Below are 15,262 nucleotides of genomic sequence, written 5' to 3'. Positions count from 1 at the left end.
AGTTCAGCACTCTGGCATAAAAACCATGGATTTACGCCCGCTTCAATTCGATCGCGGTGATGACCGTTCATCTGTGCTAGCATGCCGGGCTCGGGTATTTACAGGCTCCGGACAACACGTTCAGGCGGCGGCGAATATTCGAATAACCCTGATTTGAATCCCAGTCACTCTGGTTCGGTTTTCCCGGTTGGCCGCAAGGCTCCTGCCGCTGTAAGGCAGGCGTTCGTCATTGAATGGCCTGGACTGGATCTTGTACTGGCTCATCCCAACCCACGTGACCTTTGGTAGGGGTCACCACTAGGAGAGGAGGCGCCATGCCAACTATTACTCTTCCCGACGGCAGTCAACGTTCATTCGATCACCCGGTTTCCGTAGCCGAGGTCGCCGCATCCATCGGTGCAGGCCTGGCCAAGGCCACCCTGGCCGGCAAGGTCAACGGCAAACTGGTCGACGCCAGTGACGTCATCGACAGCGACGCCACGCTGCAAATCATCACGCCAAAGGATGAAGAGGGGCTGGAGATCATTCGCCACTCTTGTGCGCACCTGGTCGGCCATGCGGTCAAGCAGCTGTATCCGAGCGCGAAGATGGTCATCGGGCCGGTCATCGATGAAGGCTTCTATTACGACATCGCCTTTGAGCGTCCTTTCACCCCGGACGACATGGCCGCTATCGAACAGCGCATGCAGCAGCTGATCGAGAAAGATTACGACGTCATCAAGAAAGTCACCCCACGCGCCGAAGTCATCGAAGTCTTCAAGGCTCGTGGCGAGGACTACAAGCTGCGTCTGGTGGAAGACATGCCGGACGAACAGGCCATGGGCCTGTACTACCACGAAGAATACGTCGACATGTGCCGCGGTCCGCACGTGCCGAACACGCGTTTCCTGAAATCCTTCAAGCTGACCAAGCTGTCCGGCGCCTACTGGCGTGGCGATGCGAAGAACGAACAGTTGCAGCGTGTCTATGGCACCGCCTGGGCCGACAAGAAGCAACTGGCGGCCTACATTCAGCGTATCGAAGAAGCCGAGAAGCGCGATCACCGCAAGATCGGCAAGCGCCTGGGCCTGTTCCACACCCAGGAAGAGTCCCCGGGCATGGTGTTCTGGCACCCGAACGGCTGGACCCTGTACCAGGTGCTCGAGCAGTACATGCGTCAGGTCCAGCGTGAAAACGGCTACCTCGAGATCAAGACGCCGCAAGTGGTGGACCGCAGCCTGTGGGAGAAGTCCGGGCACTGGGCCAACTACGCCGACAACATGTTCACCACCCAGTCGGAAAACCGCGACTACGCCATCAAGCCGATGAACTGCCCTTGCCACGTGCAGGTGTTCAACCAGGGCCTGAAAAGCTACCGCGAGCTGCCGATGCGCCTGGCCGAGTTCGGTGCCTGTCACCGTAACGAGCCGTCCGGTGCGCTGCACGGCATCATGCGTGTGCGTGCGTTTACCCAGGACGATGCGCACATCTTCTGCACCGAAGAGCAGATGCAGGCCGAATCCGCCGCGTTCATCAAGCTGACCATGGATGTCTACCGGGACTTCGGCTTCACCGAAGTCGAAATGAAGCTGTCCACTCGTCCGGAAAAACGCGTTGGCTCCGACGAGCTGTGGGATCGCGCCGAAGCGGCGCTGGCCGCTGCCCTCGATAGCGCGGGCCTTGCGTACGACCTGCAGCCGGGCGAGGGGGCTTTCTACGGTCCGAAGATCGAGTTCTCGCTGAAAGATTGCCTTGGTCGCGTGTGGCAGTGTGGTACCCTGCAGCTCGATTTTAACCTGCCGATCCGTCTGGGCGCCGAATACGTGTCCGAAGACAACAGCCGCAAGCACCCGGTCATGCTTCACCGCGCGATCCTCGGTTCCTTTGAGCGTTTTGTCGGGATTCTGATCGAACACTACGAGGGTGCGTTCCCTGCGTGGCTGGCACCGACCCAGGCAGTGATCATGAATATCACTGATAAACAGGCAGATTTTGCCGCTGAAGTCGAAAAAACTCTCAATCAAAGCGGATTTCGTGCCAAGTCCGACTTGAGAAATGAAAAGATCGGCTTTAAAATCCGCGAGCATACTTTGCTCAAGGTTCCCTTTCTCTTGGTTATCGGAGATCGGGAGGTCGAGATGCAGACTGTCGCTGTGCGTACTCGTGAAGGTGCTGACCTGGGCTCGATGCCCGTCGCCGAATTCGCTGAGTTCCTCGCGCAAGCGGTTTCCCGGCGTGGTCGCCCAGATTTGGAGTAATTATTATTAAGCGTGAAATGAGACAAGATAAACGAGCTGCACCGAAAGCCCCGATCAACGAGAATATCTCGGCACGCGAGGTTCGGTTAATTGGCGCTGACGGCGAGCAGATTGGCATCGTCTCGATTGATGAAGCGCTTCGTATTGCTGAAGAAGCCAAGCTTGATCTGGTAGAAATTTCCGCAGACGCAGTCCCACCGGTTTGCCGGGTGATGGACTACGGCAAGTCGATCTTCGAAAAGAAGAAACAAGTTGCTGCGGCGAAGAAAAACCAGAAGCAGATTCAGGTAAAAGAAATCAAGTTTCGTCCAGGGACGGAGGAAGGGGATTACCAGGTAAAACTGCGCAACCTGGTACGTTTCCTGAGTGATGGGGACAGGGCCAAGGTATCCTTGCGATTCCGCGGCCGTGAGATGGCCCACCAGGAGCTGGGGATGGAACTCCTCAAGCGGGTTGAACAAGACCTGCTCGAGTACGGTTCGGTCGAACAGCATCCTAAGATGGAAGGACGCCAGCTGATCATGGTCATCGCCCCGAAAAAGAAGAAGTAATCACCAGGGCACGGCAGGCCTTGCGATTATGTTTATCAACTGAATGCGGAGTATCCGAACATGCCAAAGATGAAAACTAAAAGTGGTGCTGCTAAGCGGTTTCTGAAAACTGCTAACGGTATCAAGCACAAGCACGCTTTCAAGAGCCACATCCTGACCAAAATGTCGACCAAGCGTAAGCGTCAACTGCGCGGTAGCAGCTTGCTGCATCCGTCTGACGTGGCAAAAGTCGAGCGCATGCTGCGCCTTCGTTAATTTTTGGATCAAGAATAGAGGAAGTAACTCATGGCTCGTGTAAAGCGTGGCGTCATTGCCCGTAAGCGTCACAAAAAAATTCTGAAACTTGCTAAAGGCTACTACGGCGCGCGTTCCCGCGTATTCCGTGTTGCCAAGCAAGCGGTAATCAAGGCAGGCCAATACGCCTACCGTGACCGTCGTCAGAAAAAACGTCAGTTCCGCGCTCTGTGGATCGCTCGTATCAATGCTGGTGCTCGTGTTAACGGTCTGTCCTACAGCCGTTTCATCGCTGGCCTGAAAAAAGCGTCCATCGAGATCGACCGTAAGGTTCTGGCTGATCTGGCAGTGAACGAAAAAGCGGCGTTTGCTGCGATTGTCGAGAAAGCTAAAGCCACCTTGGCTTAAGTACCCCCGGCAGTCACCGGGGTCCACCTCTGTGGGCCCAGGTGTTAAACGTCATAAATAGGGGAAGAGCCTTAAAGCTCTTCCCCTATTTTGTATCTGGAGTCTGTACATGGAAAACCTGGATGCGCTGGTCTCTCAAGCACTAGAGGCTGTGCAAAGCGCTGAAGATATCAATGCCCTGGAGCAAATCCGGGTTCTTTACCTTGGCAAGAAGGGCGAGTTGACTCAGGTGATGAAGACCCTGGGGAACTTGCCGGCCGAAGAGCGTCCGCAGGTCGGTGCGCTGATCAACGTTGCCAAGGAGCGTGTCACAGAGGTCCTCAATGCGCGCAAGGCGTTGTTCGAGGAGGCGGATCTGGCTGCCAAGCTCGCCGCCGAGTCCATTGACGTGACGCTGCCTGGCCGTGGCCAGACTTCCGGTGGCCTGCATCCGGTGACCCGGACCCTGGAACGCATCGAGCAGTTCTTCACCCACATCGGCTACGGCATTGCCGAAGGCCCTGAGGTCGAAGACGACTATCACAACTTCGAAGCGCTCAATATCCCTGGCCATCACCCGGCCCGGTCGATGCACGACACCTTCTATTTCAATGCGAACATGCTGTTGCGCACCCATACCTCGCCGGTACAGGTCCGCACCATGGAATCGCAGCAGCCGCCGATCCGCATCGTCTGCCCAGGCCGTGTGTACCGTAGCGACTCCGATATCACCCACTCGCCGATGTTCCACCAGGTCGAAGGCCTGCTGGTTGATCGCGACATCAATTTCGCCGACCTGAAAGGCACTATCGAAGAGTTCCTGCGGGTGTTCTTCGAAAAAGAACTGGCGGTGCGTTTCCGTCCTTCGTACTTCCCGTTCACCGAGCCATCCGCTGAAGTCGACATGGAATGCGTGATGTGCAGCGGTAAAGGCTGCCGCGTCTGCAAACAGACTGGCTGGCTGGAAGTCATGGGCTGCGGCATGGTTCACCCGAACGTGCTGCGTATGTCCGGGATCGATCCGGAAGAATTCTCCGGCTTTGCTTTCGGCATGGGCGTCGAGCGCCTGGCCATGCTGCGTTACGGTGTGAATGACTTGCGCCTGTTCTTCGACAACGACTTGCGGTTCCTTGCGCAATTTCGCTAGGTCGCAGCCGGTAACGAATCTATTAGGAGAGCAGGATGAAATTCAGTGAACAATGGCTGCGCGGCTGGGTAAGCCCGCAGGTAAGCCGGGACGAGCTGGTTGCTCGCCTGTCGATGGCCGGTCTTGAGGTCGATAGCGTGACGCCGGCCGCCGGTGAATTCAGTGGTGTGGTCGTGGGCGAGGTGCTGAGCACCGAGCAGCACCCGGATGCTGACAAGCTGCGGGTCTGCCAGGTCAGCAATGGCACGGAAACCTTCCAGGTAGTCTGCGGCGCGCCGAACGTGCGCCCGGGCCTGAAGATCCCGTTCGCCATGATCGGTGCCGAACTGCCGGGCGACTTCAAGATCAAGAAAGCCAAACTGCGTGGCGTTGAATCCAACGGGATGTTGTGCTCCCAGGCCGAACTGCAGATTGGCGAAGGCAACGATGGCCTGATGGAGCTTCCGGCTGACGCGCCGGTGGGCCAGGACATTCGCGAGTATCTGGGCCTGGACGATGCGAGCATCGAGGTCGATTTGACGCCGAACCGTGGCGACTGCCTGTCCCTGGCTGGTCTGGCCCGTGAAGTCGGCGCGCTGTATGCCGCCCCGGTGACACGACCTGTGGTCATGACCGTGCCGGCCGTGCACGAAGAAGTACGCTCGGTGGAAGTCCTTGCGCCGGCCGCGTGCCCGCGTTACCTGGGGCGCGTGATCCGTAACGTCGACCTGTCGAAGCCGACGCCGCTGTGGATGGTCGAGCGCCTGCGTCGCGCCGACGTGCGCAGCATCGACGCGGCCGTCGACATCACCAACTACGTGATGCTCGAGCTGGGTCAGCCGCTGCATGCGTTCGATCTCGCCGAAATCAACGGCGGCATCCGCGTGCGTATGGCTGAAGAGGGCGAGAAGCTGGTCCTGCTCGACGGCCAGGAAGTGACCTTGCGCAGCGATACATTGGTGATTGCCGACCATTCTCGTGCCCTGGCGATTGCCGGCGTGATGGGTGGCGAGCACAGCGGCGTCTCCACGACGACCCGTGATGTGTTCCTGGAAAGCGCGTTCTTCGACCAGATTGCGGTCGCTGGAAAGGCCCGCTCCTATGGCCTGCACACCGATGCTTCGCACCGCTATGAGCGTGGCGTGGACTGGCAACTGGCCCGTGAAGCCATGGAGCGTGCCACTGGCCTGCTGCTGGAGATCACTGGTGGCGAAGCTGGCCCGATCATCGAAACCGTCAGCGAACAGCACCTGCCCAAGATTGCACCGATCACCCTGCGTGCCCAGCGCATCTCCCAGATGCTCGGCATGGAAATGGACGCCGCCGAAGTCGAGCGCCTGCTCAGTGCCCTGGGCCTGAACATCAGCGCTGATGGAGCAGGGCAGTGGCGTGTCGAAGTACCAAGCCATCGCTTCGATATCAGCCTGGAAGTCGACCTGATCGAAGAACTGGCCCGCCTGTACGGCTACAACCGCCTGCCGGTTCGCTACCCGCAAGCTCGCCTGGCCCCACAGGCCAAGGCTGAAGCCCGTAGCGACCTGCCGGAACTGCGCCGCCTGCTGGTGGCTCGTGGGTATCAGGAAGCGATCACCTACAGCTTCATCGATCCGCGTCAGTTCGAACTGTTCAGCCCGGGTGTCGAGCCGCTGTTGCTGGCCAACCCGATCTCCAACGACATGGCGGCCATGCGCTCGTCCCTGTGGCCGGGCCTGGTCAAGTCGCTGCAGCACAACCTGAACCGCCAGCAGGATCGCGTGCGTCTGTTCGAAAGCGGCCTGCGCTTCGTTGGTCAGTTGGAAGGCTTGAAACAAGAGCCGATGCTGGCCGGTGTCGTCTGCGGCAGCCGTCTACCGGAAGGCTGGGCGCAAGGTCGCGATGTCGTCGACTTCTTCGACGTCAAGGCTGACGTGGAAGCGGTGCTGGGTTTTGCCGGCGCACTCGACGCGTTCACTTTCGTACCGGGCAAGCATCCGGCGTTGCACCCGGGGCAGACCGCACGCATCGAGCGAGACGGGCGCGAAGTCGGCTATGTGGGCGCGATTCACCCTGAACTGTCGAAAACCCTGGGCCTTGATCGTCCAGTCTTCGTCTTTGAGCTGGTCCTGGCCGAAGTGGCGTTGGGGAAAATGCCGAAATTCCAGGAGTTATCGCGCTTTCCTGAAGTGCGGCGTGACCTGGCGTTGCTGGCTGATCGCGACGTTGCTTCCAGTGCTGTACTGGACGTAATCCGTGAAAATGCAGGCGAATGGCTCACGGACCTCAGGCTATTTGACGTGTATCAGGGTAAAGGCATTGATCCGCATAGAAAAAGCCTTGCAGTCGGCTTGACCTGGCAGCATCCATCGCGCACTCTTAATGACGATGAGGTGAATACCGCAACGCAGAACATCCTCACCTCGCTCGAAAACAGGTTGAACGCCACGTTAAGGAAGTGACGTATGGGGGCTCTGACGAAAGCTGAGATGGCGGAACGTCTGTATGAGGAGCTGGGCCTGAATAAACGGGAGGCCAAAGAATTGGTCGAACTGTTTTTTGAAGAAATCAGGCACGCTCTGGAAGACAACGAACAGGTCAAATTGTCCGGTTTCGGCAACTTCGACCTGCGGGACAAACGCCAGCGGCCTGGCCGCAATCCGAAAACGGGAGAAGAAATCCCGATCACGGCTCGCCGTGTGGTCACCTTTCGTCCAGGGCAGAAGTTGAAGGCCCGAGTTGAGGCTTATGCTGGAACCAAGTCATAACGACGAACTACCCGTCATCCCGGGCAAACGCTACTTCACCATTGGTGAAGTCAGCGAGCTGTGTGCAGTAAAACCGCACGTGCTGCGCTATTGGGAGCAGGAGTTTCCTCAACTCAACCCGGTCAAGCGCCGCGGAAACCGCCGGTATTATCAGCGCCAAGACGTGCTGATGATCCGGCAGATCCGCGCGCTGCTTTATGATCAGGGGTTCACCATCGGCGGCGCACGCCTGCGCCTCTCCGGTGATGAAGCCAAAGACGACACAACCCAGTACAAACAAATGATCCGCCAGATGATCGCCGAGCTTGAAGATGTGCTGGTGGTGCTCAAGAAATAAATTTCTGCTTTTAAATCTTCCAGTTTTCAAAAGCTTGCGATATATTCCTGAGCGTTCCGTTGAGAAGCGGAACAAGATTCACGCCTAGTCGGGGCGTAGCGCAGTCCGGTAGCGCACTAGCATGGGGTGCTAGGGGTCGAGTGTTCGAATCACTCCGTCCCGACCATTATTCCTGAGTTAAATCAGACACTTAAGCCGATCAGATAGATCGGCTTTTTTGTGCCTGCGCAAAACCCGCGCAAAACTGGCGCAAAACTACCCGGTGATTTCGCTGATATTCAGGTCGGGAATTGCCTCCGACCAGACGATTTCGGCGTGGTCCTTCTGGTAGTTTCTGGTCATGGTTTCGCTGGCATGGCCGGCTATTTTCTGCCCGTCCTTTCCGGCTTTCTGGTACAGGTGCAGCGACAATGCGCGCACTTCGTGAAAGCCTGGCATCTCTTCCTCCTTCCATCCCGCGTAGCATCCGGCCGCCTCTCTGGCTTCCTTGAATGCTCGCGTCAAATATCGTTCCTCGACCTGCGTCCAGTGGTCCTTTGTCTGCGCCTGTTTCTGTTTCTTGCGATCAGGCCGGCGATGAATCAGGTAAGGTGAAACGATGTCATCCCGGCAACGGCTGATCACAGCCTGGAGCTCATCGGTCACCTTGAACCGGATCCAGGCCGCGTCACTGGCCTTGGCCGTCTTCTGCTGAACCACATACAGAAATCCCTCCCGAATCCCATCAAACCGCATATTCAGGATGTCGGTGCGGCGTTGGGCGGATATCAGTGCCAGGTCGATTGCGTTCTGCAGCCAGGCCGGCGATTTCTCTCGAATGGCCTTTAGCCCATCGACGGTATGCCGCTTGCGCTGCTTCTTCTCGATCCGGTTGATCGTGCTGGCCGCCGGGTTGTCCGGACACAGGCCTTTGGCGGCCGCGTGATTGAGTATGTCGATCAGCAGGGCCCGGCACTGATTCGCCGTGCGTGGGGTGAGGGCGTCCAACATTTCCGCGATCATGCGGATTGTAATTTGGTCCACCGCCTTACCTTCGAAGTATTTTCGAAAGCGCCGGAAGTGGACGGCGTACAGGCCAAGGGTGCCCTTGGCCAGCTCGCGTGGTGGAAGCGTTTCGGCTTCGTACTTGTCGAGAAATGCGGCGAATGAACCCGAGGAGGCACCGAGCACAGTGCCCACCAAGTCAGCGCCATGCATGAACTCCAGATTCAACTGTTTCGCAGCGTCGATCGCTTTTACCCTGTCAGCACCGAACGGAAACCATTTCCCATCGGTTGGCCGGCGGTAGCGATAGGTCGAGCGCCGCGCATCGAAGTAGAGGTTCTGCGGGAGGTTCTTGTTCGCAGGATTGCGCGGCCTTGGTGCCATCATGCAGCTCCTTTCATCACCATCGCCACCAGGTCATTGCCGGCGGATTTCGAGAATGCCGCCCAGTCAACATACCAGAGCTTGCCTATTTGCTCGCCTGGTAGCTGGCCGTTACGGATGTGGTTTCGGATTGCCTGGGGGCACGGAGGCGTCCCATTCTCTCCCCAGCGACGGCGTTGAAACTCACTGATCTTGATCAGCTCTCTTTTCATGATTTGCTCCATGCCGCGCGTGGCGGCAGAAGGTGGTTATTGGGTGGCTTTTGCGATGGTGGCTCGGACGACCTTCAGGTACTGGCCATCAACCCCGACGTAGCCCATGCCTTCACAGCGCTTCTCAACGCCCTTCAGCACCTCGACCAGTTCTTCGGCAGATGCGCGCTCCTCCCGGCCGATATCCCATAAGCGCTGGCCCCAGTGCCCGGCTGGTGGCGGGTTGGAGTTTTGCGCGCCCATGGCCAGCGCTCCGACCGCTGCGTCCAGCAGGTCGCGCTTGTAGGCGTTGTCGCCGTCGATGCTCAGGCCCTGGCGGCGCAGCGCGTCGAGCGCGTTGTTCAGGTTTGCCTCGGGCGATGGCAGGACCAGGTCGAAGTCGGCCTTCCCGGGGCGGCACACCACCAGGAACATTTGGCAGTCGAGCGGCAAGTGCTGGGCGATATCTGAAATCGCATCGATCGCCACATCGCGCAGCAAAGATTTTTGATCAGGCATAGGAATTCCTCGCCCGCCGTTCACCGGCAGGCTGTAGGTGGATTGGGGTTAGGGGGTGGCTTTGCCGATTTCAGCGGCCGCTCGGACGATGGCGCGGCGCATTGCGGCGCCCTGGCCCTGGCTCTGATTCCAGTGCCAATACTCGACAACGAAGCCTTCAGCGAACCACTTGGCGACGCATTTCTGTTCAGCGGAGTACGAGTAGATCAGCAGGTCCAATTGCACGGCCAGGCGCAGCGCATCGCCGTCGTCATTTAGCGGATCCCACCAGTGGCCATGCTCAACGGTTCCGACCCAGGCGGAGAACACGCCGTTCTTATCGAATGGCGGATCCATGCTCGCGGCCTTGGCGGCAAGTTCCAGCAATTGCTGATCGTTCATGGCCTGGGCCCTCGATACACAAGCATGGCCATGTAGAGCAGGGGGAGGATCATAGTAGGTGCGCTCCTGCTTCAAGTAGGCCGTCGCGGTGTGCGCGCAGGTTATCTCGCTGATCTCTGAGCTCGTCGCGCTCCCTGACCAAAGCCTTGATGGATGTCGAGATATTCCGGTGGCCAAGGGTGATGCTGATGGCCTGGGCTTCGTCGAACAGCTTGATCTTCTGGTCTCGATCCTCCGCCGCCCGGGTTGCCAATTCCTTGTCCCGAATCCTCAGGCATCGCTTGCAGGTGACGTACCGCCAGTCATTGGTTAGCTGTTCATCGGCCATGTCACCGTCGGTGCCGCAATAAACGTGCTCAGGCGGATCCTGATCAGCCTCGGTGCCGCCGTCCCACGGAAAAAGGTGAATCGCTCGCTTGCGCATTGCGTCACTCCGACCAGCAACTGAGTTCTTCGGCGATCTCTTCGGCCGGTTCGCCAATCTCGCTGAGCCGGCCCTCGTACTCGTAGTTGTCGTAGATGGTGGCGCCCGTTTCCCAGCAGAAGGCCAGGTCTTTCGGCTTCCACCAGCCCATAACGCTGCGCATGTACAGAGCGGCTCCGAGGATCCAGTACATTTTTTTCATGCGAGTTCGTCCTTGCCGCTATAGCGGCTGACTTTGAAGGGGGAGGGGGGGTTCTGTTACAGTTCAGGGAATTACAAGGAGATTGATTGAGATGGTACGGACAATAAAGAAAGACAAAACAGCTGGCGAAAAGCTAAAGCTGATATGTGCAGAGTGCCGCATTCCTCAAAATCATGTAGTGCTAACTTCCATGGAAGACTGCATTGATGAGAGTAATTTTGAATCTCAAAAATCGTACCAAATAGTTCAGTGCCTTAACTGTGAAGCACTCTGTTTTCGTAGTGAGTATGATGATTCTGAATCTCATGCTTATGATATGGAAACAGGGGAAGACTTTCATTGGACTGCAGTGGATATTTTTCCCCATAGAACTGCAGGGAGGTTCAAGATCAAAGACTCATTCTTGCTACCGCCCATCGTTCGTAAAGCCTATGACGAACTAGTTGATGCTATGAATGCTGGCCAAACAATTCTTGCAGGCCTAGGGATTCGTGTTGTTCTTGAGTCAATTTGCGTTGATCTTAAGGCTGAGGGCGATAATTTATTCAAGAAAATAAACGATCTTTTGGTAAAGGGTGCGATAACTAAAAGTGATGTTTCGATTCTTCATAAATTAAGATCGCTAGGAAATACAGCCGCTCATGAAGCAAAGCCAAGTAGCCCAGAACAGCTTGACTTGGCGATGAACGTACTTGAGCACTTATTGCTCGGTACGTATTTGCATCCAAGGCTGGCTGATACTGTTTTCAAAACATGATTTTATTCAACGGTAGATCATAGAAAGTGACGAACTTCATACCGCCATCTGGTGCCGTTCCTTGCTTAATGCCTGCTGAACTGCGTGAATGATCCGCTCCAGGTAGGCGTAATCCGGATTCGGCTCGGTGGCATCATCAGTCAGATACCACCACTCATCCCCGAAGAGCTTTGTCATCAGTTCGCTGTGGGCGCCGTGAAGGTGTTCAATTGATGGGGAGCAGCGCAGGTCTTCAGCCTCATCGAAAAGCTCGCGGGCTTCCTCCAACCCGTAGCAGAACATACGTCTTTCCTTCAGGACTGTGCGCTTGGCCTTGTCCGCCAGAGCCTCGCCACTGAACCGCCTTGAGCGAAGCCCCTGATCGAAATAGCCGATGATGTAGCTGGTGTTCAGCTCGCAGAAGAACTGGCCGATGCTCAGGCCTTCCCACATCCCGCCCCAATACGCCGTCCAGCTCTTGCCCCAGCAGCTGACGGTGATCTTGCCCTTGCAGGGGGCCAGGTCTTCCAGAAACACGGTGACGGGGTCGAGGCTTGGCGCGCCGGTGATGACCAGCTTCGTTACCGTTGACCGCTCAATGCTCGGCGGCACGACCTGTTTGTTTTCTGCGGGCATGGCTATGTCCTATGCCGGGGCATGCCCGGGCGGTGGAGGGTGATGGGTTATTTCCCAACAGGCTCAGCAGTTCGGCATAATCGCGACTTAGCTCGGGGGATAAGATCGTGATTAATGACAGGGTGATTTGGGGCGGTTGCGTCGGTCTTTTTCTGACTGGCGGTCTATTCGCTTATGCCTTCTCGGGAGGAGCTTCTGAAGGGTTCAAGATCGTGGATTTGTTCGCGATTATTTCCGCGGTTGCGACTGGTTTTGCTGCGTTCGCGGCGTGGAAGGCAGCGAGCGCTGCTCAAAAGCAGTCATTCGACTCGGCGATATCGATAAGAAGACAAACCCACAAATTGCACTTTGAGTCATTCAATGAATGGCTGGACGGAATTGAGTCTGAGTTTGCGGTAAAGTTCTACAGGCGCTATGAACTATATGAAACAATGTTTCCATCCAATAGAAATCCCGCGCTTGAATTCAGCGAGGTAGGTAGTCGTGAAATACAGTCTTGGCAGCAATCCTTTACTAAGCTTGCGGATCTTGCCTGTTACCCTGCGCAGCCTGGTAGGCGTGAAGTGGAGAGCTGGGCTGCGGACTTCGCGCGTATAGCGGGTTACATGAAATGTACTTTCTTACCATTGTCAGAAAAGCAGATATATCTAGACGATAGACTCCCAACAGGAATTTCGTCTGTTAACTATAAAAGAGTTCTTCCACTTATGGGTGTGGTGTTAACTGGGCTATGCAGTTTTTCATTTATTGAGGGAAGATCAAGTGATCGAGGGATGTCGAGGGAATTTGATTTTGCATTCACTGACTTTGTTGAGGCCATATTAACTAGTTCCTGGAATAATCACTCCTACCGACAGGCGGGGTGATCCGCTGTCCGTAGCGAGATCAGTCACTTTGAGTGTCATGCAGCCGCGATCAAAGCTTCGATGACTCGCTTGCCAGCCAGCGGAGGTACCGCGTTGCCGGTCATGTGCATGGTCAGCCGGTGGTTGTCCGGGCGTTTGGTATCTGGCCCGAAAGACTGGGCCGCCAGGGCCTCGTCCGCCGAAAGCATGCGCATTTCATCGCCTCGCACAAGCGCCCAGCGGTCCAGCGTGGTGATGGTGCCGATCGGTCGGTTCAGGCTGCGCCCAGTCAGTCCCGAGCCCGATCCGTAGTAGGGCATGATGAATCGTTCGCCGAAACGCTCCCGGCCCTTCTTCACACGGAGCAGGGTTGACTCTGCGCGACCGGGCTTTTCGATCTTGCTCCACGTGCCGGCGTCGAAGTCGAGGATGTCGCGCGCAGGGACGTGCTGGCACTGAGGTAGCTGAAGATGCAACGGCGCCTTACTGCGGGAGCAGATCATGAACAGTCGCACTCGGTGCTGGGGAACGCCAAGGTCGGCGCAGTCCACGATGTGCGGTGCCAGTGCGTAACCGAGGCGTTGCATGGCATCGGCCCAAGCTGGGTACAGAATCCAGTCCATGAACTCCGGTACGTTTTCGATCACGGCGAACTCCGGCCGGTTGACCTCGGCGTTTTGCACTGGTGCCCACGCTGTCGATCGTGAGTTGTCATGCTGAGGATTGCCGGCAGCCTTGCCGCGAGCCTTGGTGTGCCCTTGGCAGCAGGGCGATGCCAGCATGACGTCGTGCTTCGGCACTGTTGACCAGTCCGCCTGGTGCAAGTCCTGGCATACGTGCTGCGTATCGGGGTTGTTCTTTGTGTGCCACTCGACCGCGGCAGGCCAGTGGTTGGCAGCCCATTTGACGTCGAGGCCAGCGTCTTTACCGCCCCGCGTCCAACCGCCGAAACCGGAGAACAAATCGATTGCTGTGAACATTCTGACCTCTGTGGGTTGTAAATCTAGATATTTAAGCTTTCCTAACACCTGAACACCGGTCATTTACCGGATCTAAACTTAACTAATGGTGATTCTATGGAAAAGTCAGAACTAAGAGCTCACTCAATATCACAAGGGGCCATTGTGCTCGACTCTGATACTGGTGAATGGGTCGAGTGCAGAGGGAAATGGACCGGGACTACTTACCCTACTGGGCAAACATTAGGCGTTTTTGATCTTCCCGATTGGGAACCTGAACATCTTCATTGGAATACATCCTTGCTGTATATTCATGATAGTGGAGATGTCTACTTCCTTTCAAAACGTCTATCGAATCAGCAAAATACAGGATTTGAATCAGGTCGCAGATTCTTTGCGGTTGTAGAGTTTTTATTTAGAAAAGCTGAAGCTGATCCAGCCCCATTTTATTCATATGAGCTTGCTGTTTGTGGGCTCGACTGGAGAACGAAAGTTGATTGTTATGAACGCATTCTGAAAATTCCGGGGTTAGCCCCGTATTTTCGGAGTTGTTATGTTTCTCTAAAGAGGCATTGGCGGATTGATTCCCGCGAAACACCTCCAACACCGATACCTTTTCCTCCAATAAGCTTTCCGTAGCTCCGTATCCAGTATTTCATTCTGGCCAGCCTGCGCTATTTTCAAAGAGCGAGCGGGCCTGATTTCGGGAGCAAGTTGGCGCACTTCGCCGATGCAGCCAAGCAATTTAATACGTACGAGGTCTTTGGGTATGGTTCGGACACAAAGGATCCTCGCCGGTTGGCGTGATTCGTAGTTAAGGGCTATGACTTGTTCAAACTCACACTGACCGGAGGCCGACATGAGACTGCAAAGCAACATAGATGCGCTCACGGCAATAGAGGAAGACGCGAGGGCAATGCTGAAATGGGTAGGGCTGCCTGACGACGCTCAGAAATTGGCTATGGTCGTGTTCCTTCGCCAGATCATTGACCTGGCGACCTACACCGAGTCTGCGGGGCTGCTTTCTGAGGCGCTGGAGTTCAACTGATTCACACGCAGCTTGCAGGTGGCCCGGTTGGCGTGATTCGAGTTTGTGGGCTATGCATCTACGTGGAGCTCAGCCTTCACTGGAGGCCGATATGAGATTGCAAAGTGATATCGATGCACTCGCTGCAATCGAGGAAGACGCTCAAATGATGCTGAAGCGATTGAGAATTCCCGACGACAAACAGAAGCTGGAGGTCGTCGTCTGCTTGCGGCAGATCATTGAGCTTGCTGCCTACAGGAAGGCGATTGACGATTTACAGAGTCTTCAGCGCTATAGGTGAGAATGGGTCAGGCAAGCGGTCCATCCACGAAAACTTGGTGGCCGATTTACGGCAGCGTGA

General features: G+C 56.3%; 21 protein-coding genes and 1 tRNA gene. 14 read left to right on the top strand and 8 right to left on the bottom strand.

Features of this window, described 5'->3' with window-relative positions:
• The first annotated feature begins 314 nt into the window (after positions 1-314).
• From thrS to EPZ47_RS18890, 9 genes are all read left to right on the top strand, one after another.
• Positions 315-2,237 (top strand): threonine--tRNA ligase, encoded by a 1,923-nt coding sequence (gene thrS, locus EPZ47_RS18930; protein ID WP_014337550.1) that lies wholly within the window; start codon positions 315-317, stop codon positions 2,235-2,237.
• Entirely contained in the window at positions 2,237-2,788 is a 552-nt protein-coding gene (gene infC, locus EPZ47_RS18925; RefSeq protein ID WP_178084319.1) for a translation initiation factor IF-3, read from the top strand. Before thrS ends, infC begins: the two co-directional genes overlap by 1 nt.
• 60 nt (positions 2,789-2,848) lie before the next feature.
• The gene (gene rpmI / locus EPZ47_RS18920) at positions 2,849-3,043 is read left to right on the top strand and encodes a 50S ribosomal protein L35 (protein ID WP_002553160.1); all 195 of its coding nucleotides are present in this window, start codon (positions 2,849-2,851) and stop codon (positions 3,041-3,043) included.
• 30 nt (positions 3,044-3,073) lie between these two features.
• Complete coding sequence (gene rplT / locus EPZ47_RS18915) at positions 3,074-3,430, top strand: 50S ribosomal protein L20 (RefSeq protein ID WP_002553161.1); 357 nt, start codon at positions 3,074-3,076, stop codon at positions 3,428-3,430.
• A gap of 109 nt (positions 3,431-3,539) precedes the next feature.
• Positions 3,540-4,556: a phenylalanine--tRNA ligase subunit alpha gene (pheS, locus tag EPZ47_RS18910; protein ID WP_135846201.1), complete on the top strand. Its 1,017-nt coding sequence runs from the start codon at positions 3,540-3,542 to the stop codon at positions 4,554-4,556.
• A gap of 35 nt (positions 4,557-4,591) precedes the next feature.
• Entirely contained in the window at positions 4,592-6,970 is a 2,379-nt protein-coding gene (pheT, locus tag EPZ47_RS18905) for a phenylalanine--tRNA ligase subunit beta (RefSeq protein WP_135846200.1), read from the top strand.
• A gap of 3 nt (positions 6,971-6,973) precedes the next feature.
• Positions 6,974-7,276 (top strand): integration host factor subunit alpha, encoded by a 303-nt coding sequence (gene ihfA, locus EPZ47_RS18900; RefSeq protein WP_002553164.1) that lies wholly within the window; start codon positions 6,974-6,976, stop codon positions 7,274-7,276.
• Positions 7,257-7,613, top strand: a complete 357-nt coding sequence (locus EPZ47_RS18895) for a MerR family transcriptional regulator (protein ID WP_003179985.1) — start codon at positions 7,257-7,259, stop codon at positions 7,611-7,613. The genes ihfA and EPZ47_RS18895 overlap by 20 nt, the downstream gene beginning before the upstream one ends.
• Before the next feature lie 89 nt (positions 7,614-7,702).
• Positions 7,703-7,779 (top strand) — tRNA-Pro (locus tag EPZ47_RS18890).
• A gap of 89 nt (positions 7,780-7,868) precedes the next feature.
• Here EPZ47_RS18890 and EPZ47_RS18885 read toward each other — a convergent pair.
• Genes EPZ47_RS18885 through EPZ47_RS18860 form a run of 6 tightly spaced genes read right to left on the bottom strand, consistent with a single transcriptional unit; the run spans position 7,869 to position 10,698 of the window.
• Positions 7,869-8,981, bottom strand: coding sequence for a phage integrase Arm DNA-binding domain-containing protein (locus EPZ47_RS18885; protein ID WP_135848036.1), 1,113 nt, complete (start codon positions 8,979-8,981; stop codon positions 7,869-7,871).
• The gene (locus tag EPZ47_RS18880) at positions 8,981-9,193 is read right to left on the bottom strand and encodes a hypothetical protein (protein WP_135846199.1); all 213 of its coding nucleotides are present in this window, start codon (positions 9,191-9,193) and stop codon (positions 8,981-8,983) included. Before EPZ47_RS18880 ends, EPZ47_RS18885 begins: the two co-directional genes overlap by 1 nt.
• A gap of 36 nt (positions 9,194-9,229) precedes the next feature.
• Positions 9,230-9,691, bottom strand: a complete 462-nt coding sequence (locus tag EPZ47_RS18875; RefSeq protein ID WP_135846198.1) for a hypothetical protein — start codon at positions 9,689-9,691, stop codon at positions 9,230-9,232.
• Positions 9,692-9,739: 48 nt separating this feature from the next.
• Complete coding sequence (locus EPZ47_RS18870; protein ID WP_135846197.1) at positions 9,740-10,072, bottom strand: hypothetical protein; 333 nt, start codon at positions 10,070-10,072, stop codon at positions 9,740-9,742.
• Positions 10,073-10,121: 49 nt separating this feature from the next.
• Positions 10,122-10,496, bottom strand: coding sequence for a hypothetical protein (locus EPZ47_RS18865; RefSeq protein ID WP_135846196.1), 375 nt, complete (start codon positions 10,494-10,496; stop codon positions 10,122-10,124).
• Positions 10,497-10,500: 4 nt separating this feature from the next.
• Positions 10,501-10,698, bottom strand: coding sequence for a hypothetical protein (locus tag EPZ47_RS18860; RefSeq protein WP_135846195.1), 198 nt, complete (start codon positions 10,696-10,698; stop codon positions 10,501-10,503).
• 91 nt (positions 10,699-10,789) lie between these two features.
• Between EPZ47_RS18860 and EPZ47_RS18855 the strand changes: the two genes are divergently transcribed.
• Entirely contained in the window at positions 10,790-11,455 is a 666-nt protein-coding gene (locus tag EPZ47_RS18855; RefSeq protein WP_135848035.1) for a DUF4145 domain-containing protein, read from the top strand.
• Positions 11,456-11,491: 36 nt separating this feature from the next.
• Here EPZ47_RS18855 and EPZ47_RS18850 read toward each other — a convergent pair whose 3' ends face one another.
• Positions 11,492-12,070, bottom strand: a complete 579-nt coding sequence (locus EPZ47_RS18850) for a phiTE_072 family protein (RefSeq protein WP_135846194.1) — start codon at positions 12,068-12,070, stop codon at positions 11,492-11,494.
• Between the two features lie 107 nt (positions 12,071-12,177).
• Between EPZ47_RS18850 and EPZ47_RS18845 the strand changes: the two genes are divergently transcribed.
• Entirely contained in the window at positions 12,178-12,936 is a 759-nt protein-coding gene (locus tag EPZ47_RS18845; RefSeq protein WP_135846193.1) for a hypothetical protein, read from the top strand.
• A 35-nt stretch (positions 12,937-12,971) separates the two neighbouring features.
• Here the strand turns inward: EPZ47_RS18845 and EPZ47_RS18840 are convergent, their stop codons facing one another.
• Positions 12,972-13,895, bottom strand: a complete 924-nt coding sequence (locus EPZ47_RS18840) for a DNA cytosine methyltransferase (RefSeq protein WP_135846192.1) — start codon at positions 13,893-13,895, stop codon at positions 12,972-12,974.
• Between the two features lie 96 nt (positions 13,896-13,991).
• Between EPZ47_RS18840 and EPZ47_RS18835 the strand changes: the two genes are divergently transcribed.
• From EPZ47_RS18835 to EPZ47_RS18825, 3 genes are all read left to right on the top strand, one after another.
• Positions 13,992-14,513: a hypothetical protein gene (locus EPZ47_RS18835; RefSeq protein WP_135846191.1), complete on the top strand. Its 522-nt coding sequence runs from the start codon at positions 13,992-13,994 to the stop codon at positions 14,511-14,513.
• Positions 14,514-14,733: 220 nt separating this feature from the next.
• On the top strand, positions 14,734-14,922 hold the full coding sequence (locus tag EPZ47_RS18830; RefSeq protein WP_135846190.1) for a hypothetical protein: 189 nt from the start codon (positions 14,734-14,736) through the stop codon (positions 14,920-14,922).
• Between the two features lie 91 nt (positions 14,923-15,013).
• Positions 15,014-15,202 carry a hypothetical protein gene (locus EPZ47_RS18825; protein WP_135846189.1) on the top strand — a complete coding sequence of 63 codons (189 nt, stop codon included), beginning with the start codon at positions 15,014-15,016 and terminating at the stop codon, positions 15,200-15,202.
• Positions 15,203-15,262 lie beyond the last annotated feature (60 nt).

The organism is Pseudomonas viciae (genome assembly GCF_004786035.1).
GTDB lineage: Bacteria > Pseudomonadota > Gammaproteobacteria > Pseudomonadales > Pseudomonadaceae > Aquipseudomonas > Aquipseudomonas viciae.
Note: the sequence above shows the minus strand (reverse complement) of the source record. Positions and strands in the feature narration are given on the sequence as shown.